The sequence below is a fragment of the Bordetella genomosp. 1 genome (assembly GCF_002261335.1).
GTDB lineage: Bacteria > Pseudomonadota > Gammaproteobacteria > Burkholderiales > Burkholderiaceae_B > Bordetella.
Genome location: NZ_NEVL01000006.1, coordinates 183,581 through 202,840, shown reverse-complemented (window position 1 = coordinate 202,840; position 19,260 = coordinate 183,581). Strand labels below are relative to the sequence as shown.

The following is a 19,260-nucleotide window of genomic DNA, read 5'->3' as shown; positions in this document are numbered from 1 at the left end:
GTGCCAGGCGGGTTTTTTGTGCTTGCCAGCCGGATCAGCGCACGCGCATGCCGGGCTGGGCGCCGGGGAAGGGCTCGAGCACATAGATGCCCGCGTCGGTCTTCTCGTCGGCGTGGCTGGCGGCCAGCACCATGCCCTCGGAGACGCCGAACTTCATCTTGCGCGGCGCCAGGTTGGCGACCATCACCGTGAGCTTGCCGATCAGGTCTTCGGGCTTGTAGGCCGACTTGATGCCGGAGAACACGTTGCGATGGCGGCCCTCGCCCACGTCGAGCGTGAGGCGCAGCAGCTTGGTCGAGCCTTCGACGTGCTCGCAATTGACGATCTTGGCGATGCGCAGATCGACCTTGGCGAAGTCGTCGATGGTGATGGTGTCGGCCAGGGCCTCGCCACCGGGCAGCGGGGCGGCTTCCACCGGGGCCGCGGGCGGCTCGAACAGGTCGTCGAGCATCTTGGGCTCGACCCGCTGCATCAGGTGCTTGAACGGCGCGACCTGGGCGGGCAGCTCGGCGGCATCGGCCCAGACGAAGTCTTGCGCGGCGCCGAACAGCTCGCGGGCGACGCGGTTCGACAGCGCGGGCAGCACCGGCGCGAGCATCACCGACAGGGCCTTGAAGCCGGCCAGCGCGCGCGAGCAGACGTCCTGGAGCTGGTCGCGCTGCGACTGCGGCGCGTCGGCCAGGCCCTTGGCGAGCACCCACGGCTGCGCGGCGTCGAACGCCTGGTTGATGCGGTCGGCGTGCGCCATGATTTCGCGGATGGCGCGGTTGTATTCGCGCGCCTCGAGCGCGGCGCGGATCTCGTCGGCGGCACGGCCATACTCGGCGGCCAGCGCGGCGGTGTCGCCCTGGTAGCCCAGCTTGCCATCGAAGTGGCGCGTGATGAACGTGGCGGCGCGGCTGGCGATGTTGACGTACTTGCCCACCAGGTCGCTGTTGACGCGCGCAATGAAGTCTTCCGGATTGAAGTCCATGTCTTCGACGCGGGCGTTGAGCTTGGCGGCGATGTAGTAGCGCAGCCACTCGGCGTCCATGCCGACCTCGAGGTAGCGCAGCGGCGAGATGCCGGTGCCGCGGCTCTTGGACATCTTCTCGCCGCTCACCGTGATGAAGCCGTGCACGTTCAGCGCGTCGGGCGTCTTGCGGCCGGCGAACTTGAGCATGGCGGGCCAGAACAGGGCGTGGAAATAGATGATGTCCTTGCCGATGAAGTGGACCTGCTCGGTGCTGCCGGCCGGGTCGAGCAGCGCGTCGAAGTCCAGGCCCTTGACGGCGCAGTACGACTTCAGCGAGGCGAGGTAGCCCACCGGCGCGTCGAGCCAGACGTAGAAGTACTTGCCCGGCGCATCGGGGATCTCGATGCCGAAGTAGGGCGCGTCACGGGAGATGTCCCAGTCGCCCAGCTTGGCCTCGCCATCGTCGCCGCCGAGCCACTCGCGCGTCTTGGCCTGCACCTCGGCCTGCAGATGGCGCTGGCCCTGGCGGTTGCTGCCGTTGGTCCATTGCTGCAGGAATTCCACGCAGCGCGGATCCGACAGCTTGAAGAAGAAGTGGTCGGAGCTCTTGAGCACCGGGGTGGCGCCGGTCAGGGCCGAATACGGATTGATCAGCTCGGTGGGCGCGTAGACCGCGCCGCAGACCTCGCAGGAGTCGCCGTATTGGTCCTTGGCGTGGCAGCGCGGGCACTCGCCCTTGATGTAGCGGTCGGCCAGGAACATGCCCTTGACCGGATCGTAGAACTGCTCGATGGAGCGCGTTTCGATCAGGCCCTGCGCCTTGAGCGCGCCATAGATTTCGTGCGACAGCGCGACGTTCTCGGCGGAGTCGGTGCTGTGCCAGTGATCGAAGCGGATGTGGAAGCCATCGAGATAGCGCGGGCGCTCGCCGGCGTAGCGCGCGACCAGCTCCTGCGGCGTGATGCCTTCCTTCTCGGCCTTCAACATGATGGGGGCGCCGTGCGCGTCGTCCGCGCCCACGAAGTGCACCGTGTGCCCCGCCATTCGCATCGAACGGACCCAGATGTCGGCCTGGATGTACTCCATGATGTGGCCGATGTGGAACGAACCGTTGGCGTAAGGCAAAGCAGTGGTGACGAATAGCGTGCGTGACATGACGTATCTGACGGTTGAAGGGCGGGATGAGCGGGCTATTTTAGGGCCATTCGGCCGCGGCCCCGCGCGCAGGGGCGCCCGGAGGCGTCAAGGCGGCGTCGCGGCCCGGGGCGCAGACGCAATCAGGGACAGGCGCGCATGGCGACTGTCCCTGGTCGGGAGGCCTGGCATCAGCGCGGCGCCATGGGCAGCGCGCCGGCGGGGCAGGAGAGGGCGGGGCAGGAGAGGGCGGGGATCAGCGGATTTCGCGGGCCTCGACGTCGATGACGTCGCCAGCCGGCGGATTGCGGAACGGCGCGGCGCCGGCAAAGGGGCTGCCTGCACGGCCTGCCTGGCGCTGGCTCCAGTAGGAGCGCACGCCGAACGGCTTGCCGCGCACCTTGGCCACCACGTAGAGGATGCCCAGGGCGACCGCGGTCGAGGCCATGAAGACCAATGCCATCAGCATGCCTACGATACCCAGCAGGATGACGGGGATGGCGCGAAGGAAACGGATGAGAGCGTCGATCATGTATATAGGATGTAAATCACAGCTAAAGGTTCCCGCCGATCCGCTATCCTTGCGGTAACAGACTTAAGGGCAGCCTTGACTGCCTATGGAATCATAGTGTCATGAGTATAACGATAGAGCAAATCCGCGCCGCGCTGCGCGGTCTGACCGATGCCGCGAGCGGCGTGGACGTCGGCGCAACTGTAAAAGATCGTGACATCCAGATCGAGGGCGATGCGGCCCGCGTTCGCCTTGCGCTCGGCTATCCGTCGCAGGATGCCGCCCGCGACCTCGCCACCCGGGCCCAGGCCGCCCTGGCGGCGGCCGGCGTGCGCGCCGACATCGCCATCGACGGCCGCGCCGGCGTGCACGCGGTGCAGCGCGGCCTGAAGCCGCTGCCCAACGTGCGCAACATCATCGCCGTCGCCTCGGGCAAGGGCGGCGTGGGCAAGAGCACCACCGCCGTCAACCTGGCGCTGGCCCTCTCCGCGCAGGGCGCGCAGGTGGGTGTGCTCGATGCCGACATCTACGGCCCCAGCGTGCCCACCATGCTGGGCATCAGCGGCAAGCCGGAGAGCCTCGACAACAAATCCATGGAGCCGCTGGTCGGCCATGGCATCCAGGCCAACTCGATCGGCTTCCTGATCGACGCCGATTCGCCCGCCATCTGGCGCGGCCCGATGGTCACGCAGGCGCTCGAGCAGTTGCTGCGCCAGACCAACTGGCGCGACCTCGACTATCTGATCGTCGACATGCCGCCGGGCACCGGCGACGTGGCGCTCACGCTGGCGCAGAAGGTGCCGGTGGTGGGCGCGGTGATCGTGACCACGCCGCAGGACATCGCGCTGCTCGACGCGCGCAAGGGCCTGCGCATGTTCCAGAAGGTCGAGGTGCCGATCCTGGGCATCGTCGAAAACATGGCCATCCACGTGTGCTCGAACTGCGGCCACGCCGAACACATCTTCGGCGAGGGCGGCGGCCAGCGCATGGCCGAGCAATACACGGTGCCCTGGCTGGGCAGCCTGCCGCTCGAGCTCGCGATCCGCGAGAGCACCGACGCCGGCGCGCCCACCGTGGTGTCCGCGCCCGACAGCGAAGCCGCAAAACGCTATCGCGACATCGCGATCAAACTGGCAGCGGGAGTCGCCGCGCTGCCGCGCGACATGGCGGGCCGCATGCCCTCCGTCGTGGTCCAGCAGCGGCCCAGCTGAGGCATGCGGAGGCTCCTGGGCGGGGTATTGCTCGCAAGCCTTCTGGTGGCGGAAACGGCGTATGCCGAGTTGCCTGAAATCGTCATCGATCCGGGCGGGGTGCCGCCTGCCGCGCTGCAGGCCATCACGCAGGCGGTCGGCGCCATCGCGCGCCTGGCCGAAGACCAGGACGGCGGCGAAATCAACCGGCTGCGGCGCCGCGCGCGCGACGCCACGCTGGCCGCGCTCGCCACGCAGGGCTATTTCACGCCCGAGGTCACGCTCACGCCGGGCACCGACGTGGGCGGCGAAACCTGGGACATCGTCATCAAGGCCGGGCCGCAGGCCCGCGTGGCCGACGTCGACCTGGCCTTCACCGGCCGCATCACCCGCGCGGAATACGCCGCGCGCGTGCAGCAGCTGCGCGACAGCTGGTCGCTGAAGCAGGGCCAGCCCTTCATCAACGCCGACTGGAACCGTGCCAAGTCGTCGCTGCTCGACGCCGTGGGCTCGCGCGAGTTCCTGCTGGCGCGCATGACCGGCTCCAGCGCCGAGGTCGATGCGGAAAGCGGCCTGGTCCATCTCACCGTCACCATCGACAGCGGCCCGCGCGTGCGCCTCGGCGCGCTCCAGACCGAGGGCCTCGAGCGCGTGCCGGAACGTCTGATCCGCCGCTACGTGCGCTACAGCGAGGGCGCCGACTACAGCCAGGACCAGCTCGATCAATGGCAGCAGGAGCTGCAGTCGACCGCGTTCTTCCGCGGCGCCTTCGTGACGCTGCGCCAGCCCGACGGCGAGCGCTCGGAGGCGCCGGCACAGGCCACCGCGCCGAGCAAGGAGGCGCGCGCGCCCGGCTCGAGCGGCCTGGCGGCGGCCCAGCCGGCCGGCGATCCCGACGTGTCCGGCGCGCCCGGCGTGCGGCGCGCCCAGCCGGTCGATTCGGATGGCGAGGTCACCTTGCCGGTCGACGTGCGCGTGGTCGAGGCGCCGCCCAAGCGGGCGTCGGTATCGATCGGCGTGGACGACGAGGCCGGTGCGCGTCTCGAGGCGCTCTATCGCCAGAACGTGGTGTTCGGCCATCCGCTCACGATGGAAACCGGCTTCGGCGTGGACCGCCTGCGCCAGCGCGCCTATGCCGACTTCACGCTGCCGCCGGATGCGCGCGGCCGGCGCGATTCCATCGGCCTGCTGTTCGATCATTCCGACATCCAGGGCCTGAACGTGACCCGCTACGCGCTCGGTCTCACGCGCAGCCAGGAGCGCAAGGGCGCGGGCGACAGCCGCGTCGAGTACGAGACCCGCTGGGGTCTGCTGCTGGCGCACGACCACGTCAAGATCGATGGCGGCGACACCTACGACCTGCCCACGGCCACCGTGACCGGCGAATGGCTGCGGCGCGACGTGGACAACAAATACGATCCGCGCGAGGGCAACCTGATCGCGCTGGGCGGCGGCGTGGGCGTGACGCTCGACGACGGCAGCCCCTACACCCGGCTGCGCCTGCGCGGCCAGAAGTGGTGGCCGGTGGGCGAGCGCGACGTGCTGACGCTGCGCGGCGAGGTCGGCCGGGTCTGGTCCAACACCCGCACGCGCGTGCCCGACGACTTCGGCTTTCGCACCGGCGGCGCGCGCTCGATCCGCGGCTACAAATTCCAGAGCATCGGCCTGAAGCAGAACGACGCGACCGTCGGGGCGCCGACCCTGGCGGTGGCCAGCCTCGAGTACGACCACTACCTGAACGACCGCTGGGGCATCGGCTTCTTCGTCGATGCCGGTGACGCGGCCGAGTCGTTCGGGTCGATGGACATCGCGCTGGGTTACGGCGTGGGCGCGCGGGTGCGCACGCCCGCCGGCCCGCTGTTCCTCGACGTGGCCTATGGCCAGCGCGAGCGCGACCTGCGCCTGCACTTCTCGCTGGGGATCGCGTTTTGAGGTTCCTGCGCGCGCTACTCCGACAGATCCTGGTCTGGTGGTTGCCGGGCCTGGCCATGTGCGCCGTGCTGCTGGCCCTGGGCGTGTTCTGGCTGCTCGGTTCGCAGACCGGCTCGCGCCTGCTCGTGACCTCGGCCGTGCAGTACCTGGGCGGCCAGGTCGAGCGCGTCGAGGGCAGCGTGCTGCTGGGCCTGCGGGTCGGCAGGCTGCAGGTCAGCGTGGCCGACACCGACATCGAGGCCGCCAATCTCTGGCTCGACGTGGACTGGAGCGATCTGTCGCGCGGCCGCCTGCACGTGCGCGAGCTCTCCGCCGACCGGATCGCGGTGGGCCTGCCGCCCGCCGCCGAAGCCGAGCCCGACACGCCGCCCGGCGAGCCCTTCGATCATCTCGACCTGCCGGTGGCGCTGGCGCTCGATCGGGTCGCGCTCGGCGCGTTCGCGCTCACGCGCCGCGCCGCCGACGGCAGCGTGACCGACCTGCTGCCGCTGGAGCTCGGCGATCTGGTGGCCTCGCTGCAGGCCGGTACGGCCGAGGCGCCGGGTGCGCGCCTGCGCATCGACAGCCTGCGCGCCCGGCACCCGCAGGCGCAGCTGGCCTTGCAGGGCGAGGCCGAGGTGGCCCGCCTGGCGGCGCCGTGGCCGACGGTGGCCCGCCTCGATCTCACCGGCTCCGCGCCCGCGCGCGACTCGGCGCTGTGCTTCGGCGCCAAGCTGCCCGGGGCGGCCTCGGCGCGCGCGCTGCGCACCGAGGCCGGCCGCATCGCCGGCGGCCAGGCGGCCAACGAGGTGGCGGGTGCCGGCGCGCAGCGCCTCATGCAGCCGGCGCTCGACGGCGACGCCGCGCTGATGGAAGCGGCGCTGGCGCGCCTGGACGGCATGGCCGCCACCGGCCTGTGCCCGGTCGGCCTCAAGCTGGAGGCGCGCGGCTCGCTCGAGGCCCTGAACGTGGTGCTCGACGGCACGGGCAGCGGCCTCAGCGTGCATGCGCTGGCCGATCTGCTGCCGCAGGCCGCCTTCCCGGTGCAGCGCGCCACCCTCGACATCGAGCGCGACGACGGCTCCAGCCTCGCCGCCCGCCTGGGCCTGGCGCCGGTGCCCGACGCACCCGCGCGCCATCGGCTGGAGGCGCGCCTGGACGCCAGCAAGCTGGACCTGGGCAGCCTGCTCGGCGACCTGATCCCGCCCGCGGTGCTCAGCGCCGAGGCCGAGCTCGACGCCGAACTGCAGGATCTGTCCGTGCTGCGCCAGGCCACGCTCTCGCTGAAGCTGGGCGACGACAGCCGCTGGAACCGCCAGCCGCTGTCGGGCCGGATCGCTGCCGAATGGGCCACGCGCGTCCCGGCCGAAGGCGAGGCGGCCGCGCGACAGGGCCTGCCGGGTCTGCCGGCCGGTGCCAGCATCCCGCGTTTCGAGACCGACCTGAAGCTGGGGCCCAACCGAATCCGCGGCAACGGTGCGCTGACCGAAGCGACGGGCAAGCTGCAGCTCGACGTGCAGGCGCCGCGGCTGGACGCGTTCTGGCCCGGCCTGCCCGGCGGCGCCACGGCGAAGTTCGCGATCGACGGCGCGATGGCCTCGCACAAGGGCTCGCTCGAGGCCACCTACACCCCGCCGTCGCCGCGCCCCCGCGTGCTGGGCAGCGCGCCCGCGCAGGCCAGCCTGCGTTTCGAGGGCGGCTGGGGCGAAGAGGCCGGCAAGCCCGGCACGGCCGGCTGGCGCGGCAATGTGTCGCGCGTGCAGGCCGCCAGCGCGGGCTTCTCCGCCGAGATCGCCGGGCCCGTGGCGCTGGCCTACGTGCCGGACGCGGTGGCGCCCGCGCCGCAATGGCGCGTCGGCGCGGCCACGCTCACCGCCCGCTTCCCCGATGCGCAGACGCTGTCGATCCGCCATGCGGCGTCGCAGGGCCGGACCGGCCAGTGGCAGACCGCGGGCGGCGCCGACAATCTCGTGCTGCGCACCAGCATGCTGCGGCAGGTGCTGATGGCGCTCGACCCCGAAGCGGTGGCGCGCGCCGAGCGCGAGGCCGGCCGCGTCAATCCCGATTCGCCGGCGGCGCAGCGTCGCATCGCGCTCGACGCCAGCTGGGACCTGAAGTTCGCCGGCAGCCTGGGCGGCAAGGTGCGCATCGCGCGCCGCGACGGCGACCTGATGGTGCCGGGCGATCCGCCCATCCCGCTCGGCCTGCGCACGCTGGTGCTCGACGCCACGGCCACGCCGGGCGAGGGCGGGGCGAGCCGTCTGGCCGCCAACCTGGCCCTGCAGACCGAAAAAATGGGCGGCGTGAACGCCACCGCCAATGCCACGTTGCGCGGGCTCGCGCTGGACCCGCGCCAGCCGATCCGCGCCAACGTCAACGCCGACATCTCCGACCTGGCTTGGCTGGGCCTGTTCGTGGGCGACGCGCTGGAGCTGGGCGGCGCGCTCAAGGCCAATGTGCAGGCCCAGGGCACCCTGGCCGGCAAGTGGAGCGCCACCGGCACCATCGCGGGCGACAAGCTGCGCGTGGTGCGCATCGACGACGGCGTGCGCCTGCTCGACGGCACGCTGCGGGCGCGGCTGCAGGACGATCGCGTGATCCTGGATTCGCTGCGTTTCCCGGCCGTGCTGCGCGTGATGCCGGCCGAATGGCGCACCAAGGAATGGATCACGACCAACAAGGATGCCAAGGGCGGCTTCGTGGAGGCGCGCGGCGAGTGGGCGCTGAGCGCCTCGCGCGGCAACGTGCGGGTGCAGCTGCACCGCTTCCCGGCGTTGCAGCGGTCCGACCGCTACGCCATGGTGTCGGGCAACATCGACATCAACGCCGCGCTGCCGCGCCTGGACATCACCGGCGACCTGACGGCCGACGCCGGCTGGGTCAGCCTGGAGATCCTGCAGGGCGTGCCTTCGCTCGACGATGACGTGAAGGTGGTGCGCGCCGGCGACAAGAAGGCGGCCGGCGGCACGCCGATGCAGGTGGGCATGAACCTCAAGTTCGACATGGGCCCGCGCTTCTACATCACCGGCATGGGGCTGGACGCGGGCCTGCTGGGCAGCATCCAGATCCTGCTGCAGGAAGGGCGCCTGACCGGCATGGGCGCGCTGCGCACCCGCGGCGGCGGCATCGAGGCCTACGGCCAGAAGCTGCGCCTGCGCCGCGGCACGCTGACCTTCCAGGGACGGCTCGACAATCCGCTGCTCGACATCGAGGCCCTGCGCACCGGCGAGCAGGTCGAGGCCGGCGTGCGCGTCTCGGGCACCGCCCAGCGTCCGCGCATCGACCTGGTCTCCTATCCGGACGTGAGCGACGTGGAGAAGCTGTCGTGGCTGGTGCTGGGCCGCGGCCCCGACTCGGGCGGTGGCGACACCGCGCTGCTGCTGTCGATCGGCACGGCGCTGCTGGGCGGCGGCGAGCCGCTCTACAAGCAGTTCGGCCTGGACGACGTGAGCGTGCGCACCGGCGCCATCGGCAGCTCGGGCAGCATCCTGCCCGACCGCACCGTGGCCGGCCAGGTCAACCGCGACTCCGACAGCGACCTCGCGACCCAGTTCCTGGTGGCGAGCAAGCGCTTCTCGAACGACATCACGCTGAGCATCGAGCAGGCGCTGTCGGGCAGCGAAACCGTGGGCCGCGCCAGCTACCGCATCGCGCGCGGCCTGTCGCTCGACCTGAAGGGCGGCACGGTCAACGGCATCGCGCTGGTGTATCGCTGGCTGATCGACGACTGAGGCCGGGGCCGCCGCGGGCGGCCCCGCTATCCGACCCCGAAATGAGTCGCACCGCCGCGCGCCCCGGCTCGCGATAAAATAGGCGGCATTGTTCCAAAGGCACCCCTATGAGTATCAAAAGCGATCGCTGGATCCGCCGCGCTGCCGAAGCCGGCATGATCGAACCCTACGAGGCCGGCCAGGTCCGTACCGCCGGTGGCGAGCGCATCGTCAGCTACGGCACCAGCAGCTACGGCTACGACGTGCGCTGCGCCGACGAATTCAAGATCTTCACCAACATCAACTCGACCATCGTCGATCCGAAGAACTTCGACGAGGGTTCGTTCGTCGACTTCAAGGGCGACGTCTGCATCATCCCGCCGAACTCGTTCGCGCTGGCCCGCACCGTCGAGTTCTTCCGCATCCCGCGCAGCGTGCTCACGATCTGCCTGGGCAAGAGCACCTACGCGCGCTGCGGCATCATCGTCAACGTGACGCCGCTCGAGCCCGAATGGGAAGGCCACGTCACGCTGGAGTTCTCCAACACCACGCCGCTGCCGGCCAAGATCTACGCCGGCGAAGGCTGCGCGCAGATGCTGTTCCTCGAAAGCGACGAGATCTGCGAAACCTCGTACGCCGATCGCGGCGGCAAGTACCAAGGCCAGCGCGGCGTCACGCTGCCGCGCACCTGATCCGCCCGTCTGCAACCGGTGCTCGGCCACGGCCCGTCCCGCAAGGGGCGGGCCGTCGTGTTTGCGCGCGCGCGTTTCAGGCCGGATCGGCCACGGCGTCGTAGCCGGCCTGCGTGAAGCGCATCAGGCAGAGCCCGTTGCCGAACGGATCGGCGAGGTGGGCGATGCGGCCCCAGGCATGGTCGGCGGGCGCGCCCTCGAGCGTGGCGCCCGCGGCCACCGCGCGGGCCACCGCGGCGTCCACGTCATCGACCACGAAGTCCAGATGCACCGGGGTCCAGTGGCGGCCGTAGTCGCGCGCCGCCGCCGGCGCCGGCGCGGGGCGCGAGCCGGCCGGCTTCTCGAGCAGGTACACGGGGGCGCCCGCGCCGTCCAGCTCGGCCACCCGGCCGCCCAGCGTGCGCACCAGCCTCAGGCCCAGGCCCTCGGTATAGAAGGCGATGCCCGGCGCGAGCGCGGGCACGTCGATATTGACCAGCAGGCGCATGGCGCCTCCTTCAGTAGCTGACCAGCGATTTGCACATCAGGATCTCGGCGTAGGGGCGGCCGTCCACGATCAGCGAGTCGGGCTCGCGGCCGTAGGTCATGAAGCCCAGGCCGGCGTAGAGCTTCTGCGCCTGCAGATTGCCGTCGGTGACGGTCAGGAGCAGCTGGCGCACGCCCTCGAGCGAGCGCGCGTAGGCGATGGCGGCCTCGATCAGCTGCCGCGCCAGGCCCCGTCCCCGTTGCTCGGGCGCAACGTAAACGCTGTACAGATACGCTTTGTGGCGTTGTTTCAGTTTCTGTTCGCGCACCACAGTGCACAGGCCGGCCAGACCCCCGTCGACATACCCGCCAAACGTGGCCTGGTGCAGCCCGCCGGCGATCCGGCTGCGCCAGGTGGCCGGCGTGACGAGCCGCTCCTCTTCGTAACTGGATCCGAACGCGGTGGGCGCGTCCCGCAGGGCCGCGAGCCGCAGCTCGGCATACTCTGCAGCATCTGCCTCCGATAATTGACGTACGCTCGATGGATTCACAGGTGCTCCGGTAGGAAGTTCGGGCTCGCGCAGCCCCCTGGCCCCAATATAATGGACTTGTCGTCACGCGCGGATGCCAGCGCAGGAGCCAGCGATGTTCGGTTTTCTCAAGACCTCGACCCCGCAGGTAGACCAGGAAGTGCAGGAAGAATTCGTGGAGCGCGTCAGCGCGGCCGCCGAAGACTTCCGCGCGGTCGCGGCCAGCCATGGCCGCCTCGATTACACCCCCGCCAGCATGGCGGCCCTGGACGAGGCGTTGGCGCGCGTGCGCGCCGGCGACCTGGCACTCACCCCCATGCAGCGCGTCGGCGCTGCGGCCTACCTCTACGAAACCCTGCGCCGCGCCCATGGCGGCCTCTACGAAGTCTGCGACAACGACGACCCGGTCGTGTTCGTCGCCGGGCCCGAGGAGGCCGAGGTCTGTCTGTGCGGCATTTCGCGGGTCGAACGCTATCTCACTGGCGCCCACGCCGAACCCGTCAGCGCCGCGCTGCAGCGCTTCGAAGCCGCCCTGGCCGCCGGCCGGGCCGAGACGATCCGTTGACCCTGACCGGGCCGACCGCCATTCCCTTGTCCGCCTCGCCTGACCGCCCTGCCGGCCGGTCCGGGAGGCGTTCGCCAATCCGTCCTACAATTCTCGCGCGAGTCGCGGTCCGTCCCGCGGGCCAAGCTGTCACCAGACCGTCTGCGACTCGCTGTACACTCGCGTCCGTTTTGCCTTGCCCGCCAGGAGCGCCCGCATGAAATTCCGCTTCCCCATTTTCATCATCGACGAAGACTACCGCTCCGAGAACGCCTCGGGGTTGGGTATCCGCGCGCTGGCCCAGGCAATCGAGGCCGAGGGCGTGGAGGTCATCGGCGTGACCAGCTACGGCGACCTCAGCTCGTTCGCCCAGCAACAGAGCCGCGCCAGCGCGTTCATCCTGTCGATCGATGACGAAGAGTTCGACGTCGACTCGCCCGAAGACGTGGCGCTGGCCATCAAGAACCTGCGCTCGTTCATCGGCGAACTGCGCTTTCGCAACGCCGACATCCCGATCTATCTGTACGGCGAGACGCGCACGTCGGAACACATTCCGAACGACATCCTGCGCGAGCTGCACGGCTTCATCCACATGTTCGAGGACACGCCCGAGTTCGTGGCGCGTCACATCATCCGCGAGGCGCGCAGCTACGTCGACAGCCTGCCGCCGCCGTTCTTCCGCGAGCTGGTGAAGTACGCCCAGGACGGTTCGTATTCGTGGCACTGCCCCGGTCACTCCGGCGGCGTGGCGTTCCTGAAGAGCCCGGTGGGCCAGATGTTCCACCAGTTCTTCGGTGAAAACATGCTGCGCGCCGACGTCTGCAACGCCGTGGACGAACTCGGCCAGCTGCTCGACCACACCGGCCCGGTGGCCGAGTCGGAGCTCAACGCCGCCCGCATCTTCCACGCCGACCACTGCTACTTCGTCACCAACGGCACCTCGACCTCGAACAAGGTCGTGTGGCATGCCAACGTGGCGGCCGGCGACGTGGTCGTGGTCGACCGCAACTGCCACAAGTCGATCCTGCACGCGATCACCATGACCGGCGCGATCCCGGTGTTCCTGCGCCCGACGCGCAACCACCTCGGCATCATCGGCCCGATCCCGCTGGAAGAGTTCGATCCGGAAAACATCCGCAAGAAGATCGAGGCCAATCCGTTTGCGCGCGAGGCCGTCAACAAGAACCCGCGCATCCTGACGCTGACGCAGAGCACCTACGACGGTGTGATCTACAACGTCGAGATGATCAAGGAGCGCCTGGGCAGCTACGTCGACACGCTGCACTTCGACGAAGCCTGGCTGCCGCACGCCTCGTTCCACGAGTACTACCAGGACATGCACGCCATCGGCCAGGACCGGCCGCGCGGCAAGGATGCGATGGTGTTCGCGACCCACTCCACGCACAAGCTGCTGGCCGGCATCTCGCAGGCCTCGCAGATCATCGTGCAGGAGTCGGAGACCCGCAAGCTCGACCGCAACGTCTTCAACGAGGCGTACTTGATGCACACCTCGACCTCGCCGCAGTACGCGATCATCGCGTCGTGCGACGTGGCCGCGGCCATGATGGAACCCCCGGGCGGCACCGCGCTGGTCGAGGAGAGCATCCGCGAAGCCCTCGACTTCCGCCGCGCCATGCGCAAGGTCGAATCCGAGTATGGCAAGAACGACTGGTGGTTCAAGGTCTGGGGCCCGAACCGCCTGGTGGCCGAAGGCATCGGCAACCGCGACGAGTGGATCCTCGAATCGAACGACCACTGGCACGGCTTCGGCGACCTCGCGCCGGGCTTCAACATGCTCGATCCGATCAAGGCCACCATCATCACCCCGGGCCTGGACATGTCGGGCAGCTTCGGCGAGACCGGCATCCCGGCCGCGTTGGTGTCCAAGTACCTGACCGAGCACGGCGTGGTGGTCGAGAAGACCGGCCTGTATTCGTTCTTCATCCTGTTCACCATCGGCATCACCAAGGGCCGCTGGAACACGCTGCTGACCGCGTTGCAGCAGTTCAAGGACGACTACGACCGCAACCAGCCGCTGTGGCGCATCCTGCCCGAGTTCTGCCGCGATCACCGCCGCTACGAACGCATGGGCCTGCGCGACCTGTGCCAGGAAATCCACGAGGCCTATCGCGCGCGCGACGTGGCTCGCCTGACCACCGAGATGTACCTGAGCGACATGGTGCCGGCCCTCAAGCCGTCGGATGCCTTCGCCCGCATGGCGCACCGCGAGGTCGAACGTGTCTCGATCGACGAGCTCGAAGGCCGCGTGACCGGCGTGCTGCTGACGCCGTATCCCCCGGGCATTCCGCTGCTGATCCCGGGCGAACGCTTCAACCGCACCATCGTGCAGTACCTGCAGTTCGCGCGCGAGTTCAACGAGCGCTTCCCGGGCTTCGAGACCTACATCCACGGCCTGGCGGACGACACGGCGGAAGACGGCACCAAGCGTTACTACGTCGACTGCCTGAAGGAATCCGACGCCTGAGACGCGCAAGCGTCATTGCGATGAACCAGGATGGGCCGCAAGGCCCATCCGCTTTTTCCGGGATACGAATCGATGTTCGACGTTGCCGTGATCGGCGCGGGCGCCGCGGGCATGATGTGCGCGGCGGTGGCTGGCCAGCGCGGGCTGTCCGTGGTGCTGGTCGACCACGCCGAGCGCCTGGCCGAGAAGATCCGCATCTCCGGCGGCGGGCGCTGCAATTTCACCAACATCGGCACCACGCCGGCCAACTTCCTGTCGGCCAACCCGCACTTCTGCCGCTCCGCACTGGCGGGCTACACGCCGCAGGATTTCCTCGCGCTGCTGCGTGAGCACGGCGTGCGCTGGCACGAGAAGCACCGCGGGCAGCTGTTCTGCGACGACTCCAGCGAATCCATCATCGAGGTGCTGCGCGCCGAATGCGAGCGCGGCGGCGTCAAGTGGCGCATGCCGTGCCGCGTCGACGAGGTCGCGGGCGAGGAGGGCGGCTACGTGCTCGCCACCTCCACCGGCACGCTGCGCGCCCGCAAGCTGGTGATCGCCACCGGCGGCATGGCGATCCCGCAGTTGGGCGCCACCGATTTCGGCCTCAAGCTGGCGCGCCAGTTCGGCCTGAAGGTGATCGAGCCGCGGCCCGCGCTGGTGCCGCTCACGTTCGAGCCCGAGGCCTGGCGGCCGTTCTCCGAGCTTTCCGGCGTGGCGCTGGAAGTGCGGCTCGGCACGGGCGCAGGCAAGACGCGCGGCGAGTTCCTCGAAGACCTGCTGTTCACCCATCGCGGGCTCTCCGGCCCCGCCATCCTGCAGATCTCCAGCTACTGGCAGCCGGGCGAAGCCATCGTGCTGGACCTGGCCCCGGGCCGCGACCTGGCCGACGAGCTGCTGGCCGCCAAGTCGGGCTCGCGCCAGCAGATGCACACCGTGCTGGCCGGCCTCTGGCCCAAGCGCCTGGCCGACACCTGGCTGACGCAGGGGCAGGGCGAGCTGGCGCAGGCACGGCTGGCCGACGTGCCCGACCGCAGCCTGCGCGCGCTGGCCGACCGCATCCATCAGTGGCGCCTGGTGCCCACCGGCACCGCCGGCTACAAGAAGGCCGAGGTCATGCGCGGCGGCGTGGACACGCGCGGCCTCGACCAGAAGTCGATGCAGGCGCGCGAGGTGCCCGGCCTGTATTTCATCGGCGAGACGGTCGACGTGACGGGCTGGCTCGGCGGCTACAACTTCCAGTGGGCCTGGGCCTCCGGCGTGGCCTGCGGCCGCGCCCTCTAGGCGCCACCCGCCCGCGCCGTCCGCGCGCGGGCCTTCCTTCCTTTCGATCCCGGCGCGGCACGCGCCTTGCGGGCGCTGCCTGCGTGCGCCGTCCGTCGGGCGCGCGCCGCGCCCGGACGCTGGCGACTCTCCGGTCTTGCCGCCGTCCGCCGTCACCCGCGGATCGGCCCGGCTTGCTGTTCAAATGAATAGTAATTACTATCATTCGTATTAGTGCCGTCCGACCCCGGGAGGCACCGCCCTAGACCGGAGGCGACATGATCGAGACCGCAACGCCGTATCCGCACGCCAGCGCCAGCGAGCACGCCACCACCGAGCGCGCGATCGAGCGCTGGCAGCGCGTGACCGTGCGCGGCAACCGCGCGCACACCCGCGGCGATCGCCATGGCGCGCTCTCGCACTACCGCGCCGCCCTGAGCCTGGCCGATGGCCTGTACGGGCTGGACAGCGTCGATCCCGACCCGGCCCTGGCCGCGCTGGTCATCTCGCACCACAACCTGGCCGACATGTTCGAGGCGCAGGGCGCGCCGGACACGGCCGCCGCGCATCTCTGTCTGGCCTATGAGGCGCTGATCCACGCCATCGAGGACGACGGCCTGGCGCACGCCTGGCGCGATGCCGCGTGGCGCCATGCCCGCATCGCGCTCGAACAGCTGCAGCGCTTTCTGCAGCGCCACCCCGGCCACCCGCGCGCGACCCGCAGCGCCGCCTGGTCGCCCCTGCCGATTCCCGCGCAGCCGCATTGAGCGGCTGTTTTTCATTGTTTGCACGCGCAACCGCTTTCGGAGACACCATGCCGTACACCCTTCCCAAACTGGGCTATGCCTATGACGCGCTCGAACCCAACATCGATGCGCAGACGATGGAAATCCACTACACCAAGCACCACCAGACCTACATCAACAACCTCAACGCCGCGCTCGAAGGCGCCGGCCTGCCCACCGACACGCCGGTCGAGCAGCTGATCGGCCGCATGGACGCGCTGCCCGAGGCGATCCACGGCGCGGTGCGCAACAACGGCGGCGGCCATGCCAACCACTCGCTGTTCTGGACCGTGATGTCGCCCCAGGGCGGCGGCGCGCCCTCGGGCCGCCTGGCCCAGGCCATCGACAGCGACCTGGGCGGCCTGGAGGCCTTCAAGGAAGCCTTCACCAAGGCCGCCATCTCGCGCTTCGGCAGCGGCTGGGCCTGGCTGTCCGTGACGCCGGCCGGCAAGCTGCTGGTCGAGAGCAGCGCCAACCAGGACAGCCCGCTGATGCACGGCAATACGCCGGTGCTGGGCCTGGACGTGTGGGAGCACGCCTACTACCTGAAGTACCAGAACCGCCGTCCGGAATACATCGCCGCCTTCTACAACGTGGTGGACTGGAACGAAGTGTCGCGCCGCTACGAAGCCGCCCTGGGCTGATCCTCGACCGGCGCACGCCATGCATACCTTCAGTCGTCACCGTGTCCGTCCCGCCCTGACCAGCATCAGCATCTGGACGTTTCTCCTGCTGGCCTCGTGCCTGGCGCTGTATCAGCTCTGGGCCTACCTGGACGTGCACGCGCCGCACGTGGCGTATGCCATGGCGGGCGGCATGGTGGCCGCCGGCGCCACGGCGCTGGGCACGGTCCCGGTGATGTTCTCGCACAGCCTGTCCGAGCGCACCCAGGACTGCCTGTTCGGCTTCGGCGCCGGCGTCATGCTGGCGGCGTGCGCGTTCTCGCTGGTGATCCCGGGCCTGGATGCCGCGGCCGAACTGGGCCACGGCAAATGGGGCGCGGGGCTGCTGGTCGGCGGCGCCATCCTGCTCGGCGCGGCCGCGCTGCTGCTGCTCGACCGGGTGCTGCCGCACGAGCACTTCATCAAGGGCCGCGAGGGCAAGGAGGCGTCGAAGCTGCGCCGCACCTGGCTGTTCGTGTTTGCCATCGCCCTGCACAACCTGCCCGAGGGCCTGGCCATCGGCGTGGGCTACGCGGGCGGCGACCTGGTCAAGGGCGGGGCGCTGGCCACCGGCATCTCGATCCAGGACGTGCCGGAGGGCATGGTGGTGGCGCTGGCGCTGTTGGGGGCGGGCTACTCGCGCGCCTTCTCGGTCACGCTGGGCATGCTGTCGGGCCTGGTCGAGCCGCTGGGCGCGGTCGTGGGTGCCGTGGTGGTGGGCTGGTCCGCCACGCTGCTGCCGTGGGGGCTGGGCTTCGCGGGCGGCGCCATGCTGTTCGTCATCAGCCACGAGATCATTCCCGAGTCGCATCGCAAGGGCCACGAGGTGCACGCCACCACCGGCCTGATGCTGGGCTTCGTGCTCATGATGCTGCTCGACACGGCACTCGGCTGAGACTAAGCGGGGACACAGCCACGGCGCGTCGCTCCGGGCCATTCCGGCTTTCGCGGCGACCCGCTTTCGCGGTATGCTTCGCTCCGCTGTCACGCAAGTCGCGGGAGAGAGCGGGAACCACCCCGCCGCCGAAGGCGCAATTCGCCCGGAATCGCTCAGGTAACCCATACCGCGACTGCATCGGCCGTATGGCGCTCAACGCGCGCGCGGCCGTAACGGCACTCTGGAGAGACCTGGCACCGCAGCCCTATCACGAGGCTGCGGTACGACCAGGCGCCGAAGGTGCAAACCCGCGCAAGGCCACGGCCGCAGCGGGGCAACTCTCAGGCAAAAGGACAGAGGGGCGGAAAATCCAGCCGGTCGTCCGGGCGATTTCCGCTATCGGGTCCGGCTACGTCCGTTTTCTGACTCTGCCGGAGCCCCTTCGCATGTCCGCAACGCTCAAACGTACCCCCCTGGCCGACACCCATGTCGCCGCTGGCGCCCGCATGGTCGACTTCGGCGGCTGGGACATGCCGCTGGCCTACGGCTCGCAGCTCGAAGAGCACCACGCCGTGCGCAACGACGCCGGCATGTTCGACGTGTCCCACATGCTCAACGTCGATGTCATCGGCGCCGATGCCACCGCCTTCCTGCGCCGCCTCGTCGCCAACGACGTCGCCCGTCTCACGACCCCCGGCCGCGCGCTGTACTCCTGCATGCTGAATCCGCAGGGCGGCATCATCGACGACCTGATCATCTATTTCTTCGCCGCCGACCGCTTCCGCGTGGTGGTCAACGCCGGCACCGCCGACAAGGACATCGCCTGGATGCAGCGCGTGGCGCGCGCCGAGGGCTTCGACGTGGCCATCACGCCGCGCCGCGACCTGGCCATGGTGGCTGTGCAGGGCCCCAACGCCCGCGCCAAGCTGCGGGCCGCGCGCCCGGCCTGGCAGGCCGCCACCGAGGGCCTGGCGCCGTTCAACGCCGCCGTGATCGACGCCGGCACCCTGGTGGCCCGCACCGGCTACACCGGCGAGGATGGCTTCGAAGTGGTGCTGCCGGCCGCCGACGTGGTGGCCCTCTGGCAGGACCTGACCGCGCAGGGCGTGCGCCCGGCGGGCCTGGGCGCGCGCGACACGCTGCGCCTGGAGGCCGGCATGAATCTCTACGGCCAGGACATGGACGAGCTCACGCACCCGAACCAGTCGGGCCTGACCTGGACCGTCTGGTCCAAGGATGCCGAGCGCCGCTTCATCGGCCGCGACGCCATCGAACAGTTCGCCACGCCCGCCGCCTTCCTCGGCCTCAAGCTCAACGAGCGCGGCGTGATGCGCGCCCACATGGCCGTGCGCACCGCGCAGGGCGAGGGCGAGATCACCAGCGGCACCATGTCGCCCACGCTGGGCGTGTCGATCGGCTTTGCCCGCCTCCCCGCGGGCGTGAAGGCCGGCGACAGCGCCGAGGTCGACATCCGGGGCAAGTGGGTCTCCGCCCAGGTCGTCAAGCTGCCGTTCGTGCGTAACGGCAAAGCCGTCGAACACTCGTAAACTCCAAGCTTGCGTGCCGT

At 69.9% G+C, this 19,260-nt stretch carries 15 protein-coding genes and 2 riboswitches; of the genes, 11 read left to right on the top strand and 4 right to left on the bottom strand.

All coding sequences use genetic code 11. The annotated features are described in order from the left end of the window. Positions 1–34 precede the first annotated feature (34 nt). Together metG and CEG14_RS23005 are read right to left on the bottom strand one after the other, a co-directional pair. Complete coding sequence (gene metG / locus CEG14_RS23010; protein ID WP_094828740.1) at positions 35–2,110, bottom strand: methionine--tRNA ligase; 2,076 nt, start codon at positions 2,108–2,110, stop codon at positions 35–37. Positions 2,111–2,345: 235 nt separating this feature from the next. Continuing rightward, positions 2,346–2,621: a hypothetical protein gene (locus CEG14_RS23005; RefSeq protein WP_094828739.1), complete on the bottom strand. Its 276-nt coding sequence runs from the start codon at positions 2,619–2,621 to the stop codon at positions 2,346–2,348. Positions 2,622–2,722: 101 nt separating this feature from the next. Between CEG14_RS23005 and apbC the strand changes: the two genes are divergently transcribed. From apbC to dcd, 4 genes are all read left to right on the top strand, one after another. Then, positions 2,723–3,811 (top strand): iron-sulfur cluster carrier protein ApbC, encoded by a 1,089-nt coding sequence (gene apbC / locus CEG14_RS23000; RefSeq protein WP_094828738.1) that lies wholly within the window; start codon positions 2,723–2,725, stop codon positions 3,809–3,811. Between the two features lie 3 nt (positions 3,812–3,814). Next, entirely contained in the window at positions 3,815–5,722 is a 1,908-nt protein-coding gene (locus tag CEG14_RS22995; protein WP_094828737.1) for an autotransporter assembly complex protein TamA, read from the top strand. Between the two features lie 56 nt (positions 5,723–5,778). Next, positions 5,779–9,432, top strand: coding sequence for a translocation/assembly module TamB domain-containing protein (locus tag CEG14_RS22990; protein ID WP_094828961.1), 3,654 nt, complete (start codon positions 5,779–5,781; stop codon positions 9,430–9,432). A 107-nt stretch (positions 9,433–9,539) separates the two neighbouring features. Beyond that, complete coding sequence (gene dcd, locus CEG14_RS22985; protein WP_094828736.1) at positions 9,540–10,103, top strand: dCTP deaminase; 564 nt, start codon at positions 9,540–9,542, stop codon at positions 10,101–10,103. 76 nt (positions 10,104–10,179) lie between these two features. On the opposite strand, the gene CEG14_RS22980 is transcribed toward dcd, so the two are convergent. Both CEG14_RS22980 and CEG14_RS22975 read right to left on the bottom strand, forming a co-directional pair. Continuing rightward, positions 10,180–10,590, bottom strand: a complete 411-nt coding sequence (locus CEG14_RS22980; protein WP_094828735.1) for a VOC family protein — start codon at positions 10,588–10,590, stop codon at positions 10,180–10,182. 10 nt (positions 10,591–10,600) lie between these two features. After that, on the bottom strand, positions 10,601–11,119 hold the full coding sequence (locus CEG14_RS22975) for a GNAT family N-acetyltransferase (RefSeq protein WP_094828734.1): 519 nt from the start codon (positions 11,117–11,119) through the stop codon (positions 10,601–10,603). A 94-nt stretch (positions 11,120–11,213) separates the two neighbouring features. On the opposite strand from CEG14_RS22975, the gene CEG14_RS22970 reads away from it, so the two are divergent. The 7 genes from CEG14_RS22970 to gcvT all read left to right on the top strand — a co-directional run bounded on the left by CEG14_RS22970 (position 11,214) and on the right by gcvT (position 19,240). Next, positions 11,214–11,663, top strand: a complete 450-nt coding sequence (locus CEG14_RS22970; RefSeq protein ID WP_094828733.1) for a hypothetical protein — start codon at positions 11,214–11,216, stop codon at positions 11,661–11,663. Between the two features lie 196 nt (positions 11,664–11,859). Then, on the top strand, positions 11,860–14,127 hold the full coding sequence (locus CEG14_RS22965) for an arginine/lysine/ornithine decarboxylase (protein ID WP_094828732.1): 2,268 nt from the start codon (positions 11,860–11,862) through the stop codon (positions 14,125–14,127). Between the two features lie 72 nt (positions 14,128–14,199). Continuing rightward, positions 14,200–15,390, top strand: coding sequence for an NAD(P)/FAD-dependent oxidoreductase (locus tag CEG14_RS22960; RefSeq protein ID WP_094828960.1), 1,191 nt, complete (start codon positions 14,200–14,202; stop codon positions 15,388–15,390). 257 nt (positions 15,391–15,647) lie between these two features. Further along, positions 15,648–16,136: a DUF2753 family protein gene (locus CEG14_RS22955; protein WP_094828731.1), complete on the top strand. Its 489-nt coding sequence runs from the start codon at positions 15,648–15,650 to the stop codon at positions 16,134–16,136. Between the two features lie 47 nt (positions 16,137–16,183). Continuing rightward, positions 16,184–16,798, top strand: a complete 615-nt coding sequence (locus CEG14_RS22950; protein WP_094828730.1) for a superoxide dismutase — start codon at positions 16,184–16,186, stop codon at positions 16,796–16,798. A 19-nt stretch (positions 16,799–16,817) separates the two neighbouring features. Then, entirely contained in the window at positions 16,818–17,711 is an 894-nt protein-coding gene (locus tag CEG14_RS22945; RefSeq protein WP_094828729.1) for a ZIP family metal transporter, read from the top strand. Between the two features lie 91 nt (positions 17,712–17,802). Next, positions 17,803–17,893: riboswitch (glycine riboswitch) on the top strand. Between the two features lie 31 nt (positions 17,894–17,924). Then, positions 17,925–18,060: riboswitch (glycine riboswitch) on the top strand. Between the two features lie 79 nt (positions 18,061–18,139). Then, the gene (gcvT, locus tag CEG14_RS22940) at positions 18,140–19,240 is read left to right on the top strand and encodes a glycine cleavage system aminomethyltransferase GcvT (protein WP_094828728.1); all 1,101 of its coding nucleotides are present in this window, start codon (positions 18,140–18,142) and stop codon (positions 19,238–19,240) included. Positions 19,241–19,260: the final 20 nt, after the last annotated feature.

Coding starts and splice junctions, on each gene's coding strand:
- metG (WP_094828740.1), bottom strand. CDS start 2,110: ATGTCACGCACGCTATTCGTCACCACTGCTTTGCCTTACGCCAACGGT.
- CEG14_RS23005 (WP_094828739.1), bottom strand. CDS start 2,621: ATGATCGACGCTCTCATCCGTTTCCTTCGCGCCATCCCCGTCATCCTG.
- apbC (WP_094828738.1), top strand. CDS start 2,723: ATGAGTATAACGATAGAGCAAATCCGCGCCGCGCTGCGCGGTCTGACC.
- CEG14_RS22995 (WP_094828737.1), top strand. CDS start 3,815: ATGCGGAGGCTCCTGGGCGGGGTATTGCTCGCAAGCCTTCTGGTGGCG.
- CEG14_RS22990 (WP_094828961.1), top strand. CDS start 5,779: ATGTGCGCCGTGCTGCTGGCCCTGGGCGTGTTCTGGCTGCTCGGTTCG.
- dcd (WP_094828736.1), top strand. CDS start 9,540: ATGAGTATCAAAAGCGATCGCTGGATCCGCCGCGCTGCCGAAGCCGGC.
- CEG14_RS22980 (WP_094828735.1), bottom strand. CDS start 10,590: ATGCGCCTGCTGGTCAATATCGACGTGCCCGCGCTCGCGCCGGGCATC.
- CEG14_RS22970 (WP_094828733.1), top strand. CDS start 11,214: ATGTTCGGTTTTCTCAAGACCTCGACCCCGCAGGTAGACCAGGAAGTG.
- CEG14_RS22965 (WP_094828732.1), top strand. CDS start 11,860: ATGAAATTCCGCTTCCCCATTTTCATCATCGACGAAGACTACCGCTCC.
- CEG14_RS22960 (WP_094828960.1), top strand. CDS start 14,200: ATGTTCGACGTTGCCGTGATCGGCGCGGGCGCCGCGGGCATGATGTGC.
- CEG14_RS22955 (WP_094828731.1), top strand. CDS start 15,648: ATGATCGAGACCGCAACGCCGTATCCGCACGCCAGCGCCAGCGAGCAC.
- CEG14_RS22950 (WP_094828730.1), top strand. CDS start 16,184: ATGCCGTACACCCTTCCCAAACTGGGCTATGCCTATGACGCGCTCGAA.
- CEG14_RS22945 (WP_094828729.1), top strand. CDS start 16,818: ATGCATACCTTCAGTCGTCACCGTGTCCGTCCCGCCCTGACCAGCATC.
- gcvT (WP_094828728.1), top strand. CDS start 18,140: ATGTCCGCAACGCTCAAACGTACCCCCCTGGCCGACACCCATGTCGCC.